The sequence below is a fragment of the Delftia sp. K82 genome (genome assembly GCF_002193035.1).
GTDB lineage: Bacteria > Pseudomonadota > Gammaproteobacteria > Burkholderiales > Burkholderiaceae_C > Comamonas > Comamonas acidovorans.
In genome coordinates this window covers 1,536,287-1,549,790 of the sequence record NZ_MYFL01000001.1, presented here as the reverse complement: position 1 = coordinate 1,549,790, position 13,504 = coordinate 1,536,287, and the positions used below count along the sequence as shown (strand labels likewise).

Sequence of the window (13,504 nt, the reverse complement as noted above, 5' to 3'; positions counted from 1 at the left end):
ATCGGACGGCGGCGCGCCAGGCTTTGCGCTAGGCGTCGCGGTGCACCAGCTCGAACACCACGGTGCCCATGGCGTTGCGCGTGAGCGCGCCGCGGTCATCGGGGTGCAGACGGCTCGATTCCACGAACTCCACGCCGCGCTGGCGCAGCGCCTGCACGGCGCCAGGCACGTCGGTGGTGCCCAGGCCGATGCGCTGCAGGCGCTCGGGCATGTCGTCCCACTCCAGGCCCGGATCGGGCTCGATGAGCTGCCACAGGAAGCGCTTGCAGGGGCTGCGCATGAGCTTGCCCTTGGGCAGGATGCCGAAGCGCTGCGCGTCGGGCAGCAGGTGGAAGTCGAACATGCGTTCGAAGTACGTGATCCAGTCGGCGCTGCGGCCACGCCCTATGTACTGGACCACGCCGAAATAGCCCAGGCCGGCCAGCGCCGGTGGATGTGGATCGGCCCCGGCGATGGGCTTGAAATCGATGTCATAGATGGAGAACTCCTGCCATCGATCGACAAAGTAGAAGCGGCTGCCACCCGGGCCGTGGATGGCCGGGATGTGCAGCTCCATCGCCTGGGCCTGGCTGGGCGCCGCCCAGGCTCCCAGCTCGATGCAGCGCGTATGCGCCTGCAGGGCATCCTGCACGCGCAGCGCCACGGCCGAGATGACGGGCTGCCCGTCCGAGGCGGCATTGGCCAGCGCATCGGCAGCGCCCGCATTGACCACCAGGTTCATGTCCCCCTGCCGGTACAGCGTCACCTCGCGCGAGCGGTGCCGCGCCACGGGGCGAAAACCCAGTCCCTCCAGCACCTGGCCCAGGGCCTGGGGCTGGCTGGTCGTGTACTCGATGAACTCTATGCCGTCGATCCCGAGGCGATTGGACGCCTCGGGCACGTCTTCCCGGCTGCTGGAGGAGGAATCGGTCATTGCGGTACTCCGGATGGAAACATGGTGCGCTGCGACGGCTCGCCGGGCGGGTCAGGCCTGCAGTTGCTGCTCGAGGTCGTGCAGGACCTGATAGCAGGGCAGCACCTGGGCCACGCTGGAATTGGGCTCGCGGCCTTCGCGGATGGCGGCGAAGAACTCGCGGTCCTGCAGCTCGATGCCGTTCATGGAGACATCAACCTTGGAAACGTCGATCTTCTCTTCCTTGCCGTTGACCAGATCGTCATAGCGCGCGATGTAGGTACCGGTGTCGCCGATGTAGCGGAAGAAGGTGCCCAGCGGGCCGTCGTTGTTGAACGACAGGCTCAGCGTGCAGATGGCGCCATTGGCGGCCTTGAGCTGGATGCTCATGTCCATGGCAATGCCCAGCTCCGGGTGGATGGGGCCTTGGACGGCATTGGCCTTCACGATGGGGCTGCCGGCCTGGTAGGCGAACAGGTCCACGGTGTGGGCAGCGTGGTGCCACAGCAGGTGATCGGTCCAGCTGCGGGCTTGGCCCAGCGCGTTCATGTTGGTGCGGCGGAAGAAGTAGGTCTGCACATCCATCTGCTGGATGTTGAACTCGCCGGCCGCGATCTTCTTGTGCACCCACTGGTGGCTGGGGTTGAAGCGGCGCGTGTGGCCGCACATGGCCACCAGGCCGGTCTGCTTTTGCAGATCGGCCACGGCCTGCGCGTCCTTGAGGCTGTCGGCCAACGGGATCTCCACCTGCACATGCTTGCCGGCCTTCAGGCATTCGATGGCCTGGGCGGCATGCATCTGCGTGGGCGTGCACAGGATGACGGCGTCCACCTCGGGCAGGGCCAGGCTGTCGGCCAGCTCGGTGGTCACATGCTTGATGCCGTACTTGTCGGCCACTTCCTGGGTCTTGGCCAGCTCGCGGCCCACCAGGGAGACGACTTCAACACCGTCGATGTTATTGATGCCGTCCAGGTGCTTGATGCCGAAGGCACCGGCGCCCGCCAGGGCGACTTTGATGGTCTTGTTGCTCATTGGGGGTTCTCCAGGATGAGGTGTCCCACGGCCGTATTGGACGCGGGCACATGGTAGAAGCGGTGGTTGACCTTGGGCAGCGGCGCAGGGCCATCCACATCGGCCATGGCACCGCGCGCGATCAGCCACATCACCAGCTCGATGCCTTCGGAGCCGGCCTCGCGCACGTAGTCGATATGCGGCATCTTGGCCAGGCCGGCAGGGTTCTCGATCAGCAGGTCCAGGAAGCGGTTGTCCCACTCCTTGTTGATCAGGCCGGCGCGCGCGCCCTGCAGCTGGTGGCTCATGCCGCCCGTGCCCCAGATCTGCACGTTCAGGTCTTCGTCGAAGCTTTCCACGGCGCGGCGGATGGCGCGGCCCAGATTGAAGCAGCGCTGGCCCGACGGCACGGGGTACTGCACCACGTTCACGGCAAACGGAATCACCGGGCAGGGCCAGGCGCCCGTGCGTGCGTCCTGCTGGCCGCACATCAGCGACAGCGGCACGGTCAGGCCGTGGTCCACGTCCATCTTGTTGACGATGGTCAGGTCGAAGTCCTGCTGGATCACCGACTGCGCGATGTGGCTGGCCAGCTCCGGATGGCCGACGACCTTGGGCACGGGGCGCGGGCCCCAGCCTTCGTCGGCCGGCTGGTATTCAGCGGCCGTGCCGATGGCAAACGTCGGGATGAAGTCCAGGCTGAACGCGGTCGCGTGGTCGTTGTAGACCAGGAAGATCACGTCGGGCTTGTTGTCCTTGAGCCATTGGCGCGAGTGCTCGAAGCCCTTGAACAGCGGCTGCCAATAGGGTTCGTCGGCCTTGCCCAGGTCCATGGCCGCGCCGATGGCGGGCACATGCGAGGTGTAGACGGATGCGGTGATGCGCGCCATGTCAGTTGCCTTCCTTGTTCTTGTTCGCTGCGCCGGCCAGGCCTTGCGGCTGGCGGTGGGCCTGGGCATCGCCCTCCTCGCCCACGCGGCGGTTGCCTTCGGCCGAACGGCCTCCGCCCACCATCATGTTGCGGTATTCCTCTTCGGACATGCCGGTCATGGAGCCTGCCATCTGCTGGAAGCTCTTGCCGTCCGTGGCGCCGATCTTGGCCAGGAAGTAGATGTTGCCGCCCGTGCGCATGCACCAGTTGAGGTCGCGGGCCAGCACGGCCTGCTTCTGCTCCTCGCTCATGGCCCATTCGTCCAGGTAGGCACGCTCGTCGGCCTTGAAGCGCTCGCGGTTCTCGGCCTTCATCAGCGACATGCAGAACTGGTTGAGCCAGTAGCCTTTGCGGGACTGCTCGGCATCAAAAATGATGGTGCCGGGCACGTCCAGATAGGGTTTGTCCAATGCCATGGATCTCTCCTTTTACAACCCTTGTCAATTACAGTTGGCGCCCGTGCAGTCCCTGGTCAGGGACACCGAGCAAGAGCCGCCTCGCGGCGAGGGTGTCGTCCCCTGGGGGAAGGCGCCGAAGGCGACTCAGGGGGATCAAACCTCTTCGGGCCAGTACAGACGCATGGGATTGTCGACCAGCAGCTTCTTCTGCAGTTCGGCCGTGGGGGCGATGTGCGGGATGAAGTCGACCAGCAGGCCGTCATCGGGCATATGGTCCTTGAGGTTGGGGTGGGGCCAGTCGGTTCCCCACAGCACGCGGTCGGGGAATTCCTCGACCACGCGGCGGGCGAAGGGCACCACGTCGCGGTAGGCATTTTGCTCGCCGTCCAGCGCCTTGGGGCCGGTGACGGACAGGCGCTCTGGGCAGCTGACCTTGCTCCAGACGTTCTGGTGCTCGCGCATGAACTTGAGGAACAGCTCGAACTCGGGGCCGTCCACGGGCTTGTTCACATCGGGGCGGCCCATGTGGTCCACGACCACGGTGGTGGGCAGGCTGGTGAAGAAGTCCCACAGCTCGGGCAGGTCCACGGCCTCGAAGTAGATGACCACATGCCAGCCGAGCTTGGCGATACGGCCCGCGATCTCCATCAGCTCATCCTTGGGCGTGAAGTCCACCAGGCGCTTGACGAAGTTGAAGCGCACGCCGCGCACGCCGGCGGCGTGCAGTTCCTGCAGCTCCTCATCGGTCACGCTGCGGCGCACCGTGGCCACGCCGCGTGCCTTGCCGTTGGCGGCCTTGCAGGCATCGACCATGGCGCGGTTGTCGGCGCCGTGGCAGGTGGCCTGCACGATGACGTTGCGCGCAAAGCCCAGGTGGTCGCGCAGCGCGAACAGCTGCTGCTTGCTGGCGTCGCAGGGCGTGTACTTGCGCTCGGGCGCGAAGGGGAATTCATCGCCGGGGCCAAAGACGTGGCAGTGGGCATCGACAGCGCCTGCGGGCACCTGGAACTTGGGCTTGGAGGGGCCGGCGTACCAGTCCAGCCAGCCGGGGGTTTTTTCAAAAGCGCTCATATTCCCTCCTTCAATCGATGTAACGAAGGCCGGCCTTTTCGAGCGGCTCGCGCATCTTGTACATGTCCAGGCCCAGCACGCCGGAAGCCAGCTTGGCGCGCTTCTCGCCCTCGAAGCTCTCGCGCTTTTGCGCGGCTTCCAGCGTGGCGGCGGCCTTGGCGGCGGGCACGCAGACCACGCCGTCATCATCGGCCACGATCACGTCGCCGGGCGTGACCCACATGCCTGCGCAGACCACTGGGATGTTGACCGAGCCCAGCGTGGCCTTGATCGTGCCCTTGGAGGAGATGGCGCGGCTCCACACGGGGAAGTTCATTTCCTGCAGCGTCTTTACGTCGCGCACGCCGGCGTCGATGATCAGCGCACGCGCGCCGCGCGCCTGAAAGCTCGTGGCCAGCAGGTCGCCGAAGTAGCCGTCCGTGCATTCCGAGGTCACGGCCGCGACCACGATATCGCCGGGCTGGATCTGCTCTGCGGCCACATGCATCATCCAGTTGTCGCCGGGCTGCAGCAGCACGGTGACGGCCGTGCCCGAGACCTGCTGGCCCGCATAGATGGGACGCATATAGGGCTTGAGCAGGCCCACGCGGCCCATGGCCTCGTGGACGGTGGCCGAGCCCAGGGCAGCCAGGCCATCGGCGGCCGCGCGGTCGGCGCGCTGGATGTTGCGGTAAACCACACCGAGTTCGTACATGGTGTTCTCCTTGGATCTGTGGTGGAGGCCTGCTTACAGGCCCTTTTGCTTGAGGGCGGCGTCCATGCGCGGGAACACGCGGCGCGCGTTGCCTTCGTAGACCTGGTAGCGCTCCTCTTCGGTGAGGTTGGCCGTGGCCTCGATGTAGCGCTTGGTGTCGTCGTAGTAGTGGCCCGTGGTCGGGTCGATGCCGCGCACGGCGCCGATCATCTCGCTGGCGAACAGGATGTTCTTGACGGGGATCACCTTGGTCAGCAGGTCGATGCCGGGCTGGTGGTAGACGCAGGTGTCGAAGAAGATGTTGTTGAGCAGGTGCTCGTCCAGCAGCGGCTTCTTGAGCTCCTGCGCCAGGCCGCGGAAACGGCCCCAGTGGTAGGGCACGGCGCCGCCGCCATGGGGGATCAGGAACTTGAGCGTGGGGAAGTCCTTGAACAGGTCGCTGGTCAGGCACTGCATGAAGGCCGTGGTGTCGGCATTCAGGTAGTGGGCGCCCGTGGTGTGGAAGCACGCGTTGCAGCTGGTGGAGACGTGGACCATCGCGGGGATGTCGTACTCCACCATCTTTTCGTAGATGGGATACCAGGAGCGGTCCGACAGCGGGGGCGAGGTCCAGTGGCCGCCTGAAGGATCGGGGTTCAGGTTGATGCCCACGTTGCCGTACTGCTCCACGCACTTGACCAGTTCGGGAATGCAGGTGGCAGGGTCCACGCCCGGCGACTGCGGCAGCATGGCGGCGGGGATGAAATGCTCGGGGAACAGCTCGCTGACGCGGTAGCACAGCTCGTTGCAGATGGCGGCCCAGGTGCTCGATGTCTCGAAGTCGCCGATGTGGTGGGCCATGAAGCTGGCGCGCGGGCTGAAGATGGTGAGATCGGAGCCGCGCTGCTTCATCAGCTTGAGCTGGTTGGTCTCGATGGTCTCGCGGATCTCGTCGTCGCTGATCTTCAGGTCGCTGGCCCTGGGGGCCTTGGACGGGTCCTTGAGGCCTGCGATCTGCAGGTCGCGCCAGGCGCCCAGGGCCGCGGGCGCGGTGGTGTAGTGGCCGTGTACGTCGATGATCATCGGATGGTCTCCTGCGTCTTTATGGGGTGGAAATGTGTCAATGAAGGGGCGTGGCAGGCACCGCGCCGCCCTGCGGCTCGGGACTGCTGTACTGCTTGATGATGAGGGCGGCCATGGCGATCACGCCCGGAATGGCCACCACGGCAAAGATCTCGCTGAAACCCAGCTGGCGCGCCGACAGCTCGGCCACCAGGAAGGAGCCCGCAATGCCGCCGAAGCGCCCAATACCCAGCATCCAGGCCACGCCCGTGGCACGGCCCCGCGTGGGGTAGTAGGCGGCGGCCAGCGCCGGCATGGACGACTGGGCGGTGTTCATGATGGTGCCGGCCAGGAAGACGGCCACCACCAGCCAGCCCAGGTGGCCGGCCGTCTGGCCTATCCACCAGATGGAGGCCGCCGTCAGCGCATAGCCGATGGCGATGATGCGGTTGGCATTGAAGCGGTCCATGAGCCAGCCGAACAGCACGGCGCCCACGCCGCCCAGCGGAAACAGCGCGGCCACCAGGGTGCCGGTCTTGGGGTCCAGGCCCGCTTCCTTGAACAGCACGGGCATCCAGTTCATCAGCGCGTAGAAGATGACCAGTCCCATGAAGTAGGCGATCCACAGCATGATTGAGCCCACCCGGTACTCGCGCGACAGCACCACGCCCATGCCGCTGCTGGCCTGGGATTCGGGCTGGGGCTTGGACTCGGTCATCACGAAGCGCTGCACGCCCTGCACGGCATCACCGGCAATGCGCGCCAGCACCTTGCGGATGCGTTCGGCCGGGTAGTTGTTGGCCACCATGTGGCGCACCGACTCGGGCAGCAGCACGACCAGGGCCACCAGCAGCAGCAGCGGCGCGGCACCGCCCAGGATGAGCACGCTGCGCCAGCCGAAATGGGGGATCATCCAGGCCGCCAGGAAACCGCCGAAGGCCGCGCCCAGCGGAAAGCCGCAGAACATGGCGTTGGTCAGCGTGGCGCGGCGCGAATCAGGGCAGTACTCACTCATCAGCGTGACGGCATTGGGCATGGCGGCGCCCAGGCCCAGGCCGGTGACGAAGCGCAGCACGGCCAGCGTCCAGATGTCGGGCGAAAAGCCCGAAGCCAGGCAGGACACGGCAAAGACCGCCACCGAACCCACCAGCACGGACTTGCGGCCCAGCCGGTCAGCCAGCGGACCAGAGAACAGGGCGCCAGCGGCCAGGCCGAACAGCGCCGCGCTGAGCACGGGCGCCAGCGCAGGCTTGCTCACGCCCCACTCGCCGATCAGCGAGGGTGCGATGTAGCCGATGGCCGCCGTGTCAAAGCCATCGAGCAGAACGATCAGGAAACACAGCGCAAAGATCACCCACTGGAATCCCGAGAACGGGTGCTCGTTGAGCAGGGTCTGCACATTGACGCCGGTTGCTGCGGCGTCCTTCTGGACGGATGTCATGACTTGTCTCTTCCACTGTCTCTCAGCCTGGCGGATACCGCATCTGCGCGCGCGACCCGCCCCTTGCACTGCAGGGGCCGGCAAGCCCCTGCGCTGTTTCTTCAGTCCTGCCTGCGGCCGTCCCAGGCCGAGCGCGGCACCATCACTTCGCCGCGCATCAGCAGGCGCGCCGTGCGCAGCAAGGCCGCCTTGGTCACCACCTCGGGATGGGCCGGGTCGCTGTCCAGCGTCACGCTGAATTCGCCCGTGGGATGCTCCACCGACACCGTGAGCGGGCCCGCGCCCTGCGTGAGCTGCGCCACGCCGTCGCACACGGTGCCCGGCATCTTCACGGCCGTGCCGACGGTGACGGCTGCCAGCACGCCGATGGCGTCATGGCAGACGTGGGGGATGAAGCTGCGCGTGGTCAGTGCGCCGCCATGCTGGGGCGGCGCGATCAGCGTCATCTTGGGGTAGTTCTTGGCCGAGACATCGCCCAAGCCCATGGTCCGGGAGATCTGCAGGCGCAGCGCCTCGATGCGGCGCTTGAGATCGGTGTCGGCGTTGAGCTCGGCCACGGTCTCCAGGCCGGTGGCGCCCACATCGGCGGCCTTGAAGATCACCAGCGGCATGCCGTTGTCTATGCAGGTGACGTCAAGCGTGAAGTCTTCGAAACCCTCGCCCGTCACCGTGACCGTGTCCCGGGGCTTGCCCGTGGGCAGCAGGCCCGAGCAGACCGAGCCGGCCGTGTCCAGAAAGCTGATTTCGATGGGTGCCGAGCTGCCCGGCGCGCCGTCGATGCGGGCCGAGCCTTCGTACTCCACCTGGCCGCCGGGCGTCTGCACGGTGATGTCGGCCGCCATGCCGGTGTTCAGCGTCAGCACGCGGAAGGTGCTGGTCTCGCCGCGCGAGGAGACCATGCCGGTCTCCAGCGCAAAGGGAACCACGCCGGCCAGCATGTTGCCGCAGTTGGGCGTGGTGTCCACCGTGTCCTTGTCGGGCTGCAGCTGGGCGAAGAGGAATTCGAGGTCGATGCCTTCCTTGTCGGAGAGGCTGACGATGCCGACCTTGCTGGTCAGCGGATGCGCGCCACCCACGCCGTCGATCTGCCGCTTGTCGGGCGAGCCCATGGCCGCGAGCAGCACGCGGTCACGCGTGGGCAGGTCGGAGGGAAGATCGGTGGCCCGGAAGAAGGGGCCCTTGGAAGTACCGCCCCGCATCAGCAGGCAGGGAATGGCCGTTTGCATGGCTGTCTCTATCAGTATGGGTATGACAGCTATTGTGAGCATGGCGCGGGCCAGGCACCACTGAGCAAGCCCGCTAGCAGCTATAGCAAACCGGCATAGCTCAACGCCAAGCCTGGGCCGCAGGCGGCGACGCCGGGGCGCCGCAACTGCTTGATACAACTTATTGAGGTGCGGTGCCGCTCAATCGCGGTCATGGCCCCGGCCGCGATCATGGCCATGCCCGCGGCCGCGGTGGTCATCACCACGCCCGCCATGGCGATCGTGGCGGTCGTCACGGTCCCAGCGGCGGTCATCGCGGCGGTGTTCCCATTCGCGGTGGCGGCGCTCCTCGCGCCAGCGCGGATCGGGACGCGGCGGCCCGGCATGCCAGTGCGGCGGCGGGTTGCGCAGGAAGTACACCGGGCGGCCGCAGGCGCCGTAGCGGGCGCAGTGCTTGCCCCAATGCTTGGCGTGGCCCGGGGGCACCCACATGTAGACAGGCGGCGGGGCCATGGGGGCCGGCGCAATGATCACGGGGCGCTGGTACAGCAGCGCTGGCGGCGGCGCGTTGCCGATGTCCACGGTGCCGTAGACGCCAGGTGCCAGCTGGCCCGAGACCGAGCCGCTGATGTAGGTCTGCGCCTGGGCCGCAAGGGCCGAGCAGGCCAGCGCAAAGGCGGCTGCGGCGCGCAAGGTGGTTCGCAAGGTGAGCAGGGCCATGTTCTTTTGAAGTGGGTGAAACAGGAAAGGCCCCGTTTCTACCAAGCGCGCGGGGCCGCGTGGGCCGCTGCGCCTGAAAAGGTGTAAGAACCCGTTCAGGCCAGCGCCCGTTCCTGTTCAACGCACCAGGGCTGCCTGCGGTGCACAGCAGACCGCAATGGTCCGCTTTCTGGCCTGCACGCGCTCAGTCCAGCTTGAGCCGGGAATCCTTCACCACCTTCTGCCATTTGGCGATCTCGGCGCGGCGGAAAGTCTCCAGCTCGGCCGGCGTGGAGCCTATGGGCTCGGCGCCTATGCCAGCGAGCCGCTCCACGATGGCGGGCTCGCGCAGCACCTTGGCCAGCACCGTGGACAGCCGGTTCACGATGGCGGGCGGCGTGCCGGCCGGCGCAAAGATGGCGTTCCATTCATAGGTCTCGTAGCCGGGCACGCCCGACTCGGCAATGGTCGGCAGCTCGGGCGCGGCCTTGGAGCGCTCCAGCCCGCCCACGGCCACCGCGCGCAGCTTGCCGGTCTTCACGTGCTGCCAGGCCGAGCCCATGCTGGCAAACATCAGCGGCACCTGGCCCGACATCACATCCATCATGGCCGGGCCGCCGCCCTTGTAGGCCACATGGTGCAGCTGCGTCCTGGCCAGCAGGTTGAACAGCTCGCCCGCCAGGTGCTGGGCCGAGCCCGGGCCTGCGGACGCAAAGTACAAATGCCCGCCCCCTTCGGAGCAGCCGGCCTGGATCAGGTCCTGCACGCTCTTGATGGGCGACGAAGGCGCAACCACCAGCACATTGGGCACGCGCAGCAGCAGCGAGACCGGCGCGAAGGCCTTGAGCGTGTCGAACTGCATGCGCGCGTGGATGGCGGGGTTCTGCGCGTGGTTGGAAGCATCGAGCATCAGCGTGTAGCCGTCGGGCTGGGCCTTGGCCACCTGGGCGCCGCCGATCATGCCGCCTGCCCCGCCCCGGTTCTCGATCACCACGGGCTGGCCCAGCTCGGCAGACAGCCTGGGGCCGATCAAGCGCGCCACCACATCGACGGTGCCGCCCGGCGGATAGGTCACGACCAGGGTGACGGGGCGCTCGGGGTAGTTGGCCGCTGCAGCCGCAGCGGCCGGCGCAGCCATGCCGGCAACAGCCGAAAGCAGGCCTGCTGCCGCCCACAGGCTGGCGGTGCGTCTGGACAGGGAATTCATGGTGTGTCTCCTTGGTTTGGCATGTCGTTTTGGAATCGGAACAGTTCGAAGGCGGTGCGGCCCAGCACGGCCTGCAGGGGGCCGGCATCGTCCAGCCAGTCCTGCAGCCAGCGCACGGCCGCCGGATAGCTGGCCTGGCCGGCGTGCTGCGTGTGCGGCCAGTCGCTGCCCCAGAGCAACCGCCCGGCCGTGAAGGCCTGCAGCAATTGCGCGGTGGCCTGCCGGCCCGAGGCGGCGCAGCCGGCGGCCTGCCAGATGCGGTAGGGCGCGGACAGCTTGACCCACACACGGCCGCTGTCGGCCTGCTGCAGCAGATAGCCAAAGCCCGGGTCGCGCACGCCCAGGGCCGGGTCAGGACGCCCGAAGTGGTCAACCACCACGCGGCAGCCGGCCGCCAGCAAGGCGGGCAGCAGGTCCTGCAAGCGCCGGGCCTGCAGGTGCAGCTCCACATGCCAGCCCAGGGTGTTGGCCTGCTCCAGCACGCGGAGCCAACCGGGCGCATTCAGATCGGGCAAAGGCAGGCCGATCAGGTTCAGGCGCATGCCCACCACGCCGGCATCGGCCAGGGCCTGCAGTTGTTCATCGCCCGTGCTCTCATCCACCACGGCCACGCCGCGCAGGCGCTGCGGCTGGGCGCGCAGCGCCTGGAGCAGGTAGCTGTTGTCCGTGCCCAGAAAGCTGGGCTGCACCAGCACGCCATGCGCCAGGCCGTGCGTATCCAGGTGGTGCAGATAGGTGCCCAGGAGCGCGTCCTCGTCGGGCGCGTAGCGGCGCGCATCCGGCATGGGCAGGCCACGCTCGAAGACATGGGCGTGGGTATCGACGCTGGACGCAATGGCGAACCGGGGCACGGCAGACACGGGCAGAACTCCTTGTGGGTTGCGCCACGCAAGACGCGGCGCGGGGGCATGGGGCCGGATTCTAGGAACGGGGGGTATATATTTCCATTCTTCAAAATGGATTTATTCATACCGGATCAATATGGAAACCCGGCATCTGCGCTACTTTCTCGCGTTGGTGGACCAGGGCAGCGTCAGCCGCGCAGCTGACTGGCTGGGCATTGCACAGCCGGCCCTGAGCCAGACCCTGGCCCGCATGGAAAAAGACCTGGGCGTGCAGCTGTTCCAGCGCTCACGCCAGGGCGCCCTGCCCACCCCGGCCGCCCTGGCCATGCTGGACGATGTGCGCACCAGCGTCGCCCGCATAGATGCAGCCGCCAGCCGCGCACGCGAGATCGCCAGGGGCAGTGCGGGCCAGTTGACCGTGGGCCTGGTGTCCTCGGCGCTTTTCGGCACCCTGCCCCGCGCCCTGCGCGCGTTGCGGCAGCAGGCGCCCGGCGTGCGCGTCATCCTGCGCGAGATGAGCAATGCCGAGCAGGCCGAGGCCCTGCAGACCGGCGCCATCGACATCGGCCTCATGCACACGCCCGTGGCCGTGGGCGGGCGCATGCGCGAGCGCCAGCTGCTGCGCGAGCGCCTGGTGGCCGCCGTGCCCGATGAATTCCAGATCGGCGAGGACGGCCGGGTCAGCCTGGCCCAGATCGCCGAGGCCGGGCTGGTGATGTACCCGCAGGCGCAATTGCCCGTGCTGCATGCCGGCATCCTCGACGCGCTGCGCAAGGCCGGGCACGAGGCCCATGTGGCGCAGGAAGCCAACCGCACCCTCACCGTGCTGGCCTGCGTGGCCGGCGGCTGCGGCGTGGCCCTGCTGCCCAGCTGGATACGCTCCATGGACTTTCGCGGCGTGCGCTTTTCCGAGGTGCGTGACGGCCAGGCCCTGCCCAGCCTGGACCTCAGCGCCATCTGGCCCGCACGCTCCACGCCCACGCTGGCCGACCTGTTCGCGCACCTGGATCTGGGCGACGACTGAGCTCTCCCTAGCCCGCTGCGACCATGTGCAGCCCGGCACAGCCCGGCACCACCGAGCGCGGCCCGGCGCCCGTGCAAGAAGCGGGATGCGCGTCCGCCTGCGCCGCACTACAAACCGCTTTCCCTCATTCACGGAAAGAAAAGGTGCGAGATGCAGCCATCGCCACAGCAACTCCACGGAAAAGTCGCCCTCATCACGGGCGCCAGCTCGGGCATAGGCCGCGAAGCCGCCAGGCTGTTTGCCCGCCACGGCGCCAGGCTGGTGCTCACGGCCCGCCGCCAGCCGGAACTGCAGGCCCTGTTGGCGGAGATAGAGCAGGACGGCGGCCAGGCCATCGCGCTGGCCGGCGACGTGCGGGACGAGCCGCTGGCACAGGCCCTGGTCGAGACCGCCAGGGCGCGCTTTGGCGGCCTGGACATCGCCTTCAACAATGCCGGCATGACCGGCGATCCCTGTGCCCTCCCCGATCTCTCGCTGCAGGCCTGGCAGGACGCCATCGCCACCAACCTCACCAGTGCCTTTCTGGGCGCCAAGCACCAGATACCGGCCCTGCTGGCACGCGGCGGCGGATCGCTGATCTTCACCTCCACCTTCGTGGGCCATACGGCGGGCCTGCCCGGCATGGGCGCCTATGCCGCCAGCAAGGCCGGCCTCGTCGGCCTCACCCAGGTTATCGCCGCCGAATACGGCCCCCGCGGCCTGCGTGCCAACGCCCTGCTGCCCGGCGGCACCGACACTCCCATGGGCCGCGCCAGCACCCCCACGCCCGAGGCGCGCGCCTTCGTCGAAAACCTGCACGCGCTCAAGCGCCTCGCCACGCCCGCAGAAATCGCGGCGGCGGCGCTGTTTCTGGCGTCGGACGCATCCAGCTTCATCACGGGGACGGCCATGGTGGTCGATGGTGGCGTGTCCATCAACCGGACTTGAACGAGACCCCTGACCGGTAGCATGCCCAGGCCAGGGGCCGCAGCGCCTGGACCGCATCTGTCCCTTGCGGCTTACTGGTACGTCCCGGCCATGCCTGCCCGTGCAACTTCGGGGCCAT

Annotated in this window: 14 protein-coding genes; 2 read left to right on the top strand and 12 right to left on the bottom strand. The window is 67.6% G+C overall.

Going from position 1 to position 13,504, the window contains the following annotated elements:
* Positions 1 to 28: 28 nt before the first annotated feature.
* The 12 genes from KDK82_RS06675 to KDK82_RS06620 all read right to left on the bottom strand — a co-directional run bounded on the left by KDK82_RS06675 (position 29) and on the right by KDK82_RS06620 (position 11,450).
* A complete protein-coding gene (locus KDK82_RS06675) occupies positions 29 to 913 on the bottom strand; it encodes a 4-hydroxyphenylpyruvate dioxygenase (protein ID WP_012206245.1) in 885 nt (294 codons plus the stop codon).
* A 51-nt stretch (positions 914 to 964) separates the two neighbouring features.
* Complete coding sequence (locus KDK82_RS06670) at positions 965 to 1,924, bottom strand: Gfo/Idh/MocA family oxidoreductase (RefSeq protein WP_088164341.1); 960 nt, start codon at positions 1,922 to 1,924, stop codon at positions 965 to 967.
* Complete coding sequence (locus tag KDK82_RS06665) at positions 1,921 to 2,793, bottom strand: class III extradiol dioxygenase subunit beta (protein WP_088164340.1); 873 nt, start codon at positions 2,791 to 2,793, stop codon at positions 1,921 to 1,923. The genes KDK82_RS06670 and KDK82_RS06665 overlap by 4 nt, the downstream gene beginning before the upstream one ends.
* A gap of 1 nt (position 2,794) precedes the next feature.
* A complete protein-coding gene (gene ligA / locus KDK82_RS06660; RefSeq protein ID WP_034395671.1) occupies positions 2,795 to 3,250 on the bottom strand; it encodes a protocatechuate 4,5-dioxygenase subunit alpha in 456 nt (151 codons plus the stop codon).
* Between the two features lie 135 nt (positions 3,251 to 3,385).
* Positions 3,386 to 4,303 carry an amidohydrolase family protein gene (locus tag KDK82_RS06655; protein ID WP_088164339.1) on the bottom strand — a complete coding sequence of 306 codons (918 nt, stop codon included), beginning with the start codon at positions 4,301 to 4,303 and terminating at the stop codon, positions 3,386 to 3,388.
* 10 nt (positions 4,304 to 4,313) lie between these two features.
* Entirely contained in the window at positions 4,314 to 4,997 is a 684-nt protein-coding gene (gene ligK, locus KDK82_RS06650) for a 4-carboxy-4-hydroxy-2-oxoadipate aldolase/oxaloacetate decarboxylase (protein WP_013801814.1), read from the bottom strand.
* A gap of 33 nt (positions 4,998 to 5,030) precedes the next feature.
* On the bottom strand, positions 5,031 to 6,059 hold the full coding sequence (locus KDK82_RS06645) for an amidohydrolase family protein (protein ID WP_043821249.1): 1,029 nt from the start codon (positions 6,057 to 6,059) through the stop codon (positions 5,031 to 5,033).
* A 37-nt stretch (positions 6,060 to 6,096) separates the two neighbouring features.
* Entirely contained in the window at positions 6,097 to 7,479 is a 1,383-nt protein-coding gene (locus tag KDK82_RS06640; RefSeq protein WP_088164338.1) for an aromatic acid/H+ symport family MFS transporter, read from the bottom strand.
* 101 nt (positions 7,480 to 7,580) lie between these two features.
* Positions 7,581 to 8,705, bottom strand: a complete 1,125-nt coding sequence (locus KDK82_RS06635) for a 4-oxalomesaconate tautomerase (protein WP_043782284.1) — start codon at positions 8,703 to 8,705, stop codon at positions 7,581 to 7,583.
* Positions 8,706 to 8,885: 180 nt separating this feature from the next.
* Complete coding sequence (locus KDK82_RS06630) at positions 8,886 to 9,404, bottom strand: hypothetical protein (RefSeq protein ID WP_088164337.1); 519 nt, start codon at positions 9,402 to 9,404, stop codon at positions 8,886 to 8,888.
* A 184-nt stretch (positions 9,405 to 9,588) separates the two neighbouring features.
* Positions 9,589 to 10,590, bottom strand: coding sequence for a tripartite tricarboxylate transporter substrate binding protein (locus KDK82_RS06625; protein WP_088164336.1), 1,002 nt, complete (start codon positions 10,588 to 10,590; stop codon positions 9,589 to 9,591).
* Positions 10,587 to 11,450 (bottom strand): amidohydrolase, encoded by an 864-nt coding sequence (locus KDK82_RS06620; RefSeq protein WP_088164335.1) that lies wholly within the window; start codon positions 11,448 to 11,450, stop codon positions 10,587 to 10,589. Before KDK82_RS06620 ends, KDK82_RS06625 begins: the two co-directional genes overlap by 4 nt.
* Positions 11,451 to 11,571: 121 nt before the next feature.
* Here KDK82_RS06620 and KDK82_RS06615 point away from each other — a divergent pair, with 121 nt between their 5' ends.
* The gene (locus KDK82_RS06615; protein WP_088164334.1) at positions 11,572 to 12,459 is read left to right on the top strand and encodes a LysR family transcriptional regulator; all 888 of its coding nucleotides are present in this window, start codon (positions 11,572 to 11,574) and stop codon (positions 12,457 to 12,459) included.
* 150 nt (positions 12,460 to 12,609) lie between these two features.
* Complete coding sequence (locus KDK82_RS06610) at positions 12,610 to 13,386, top strand: SDR family oxidoreductase (protein WP_088164333.1); 777 nt, start codon at positions 12,610 to 12,612, stop codon at positions 13,384 to 13,386.
* Positions 13,387 to 13,504 lie beyond the last annotated feature (118 nt).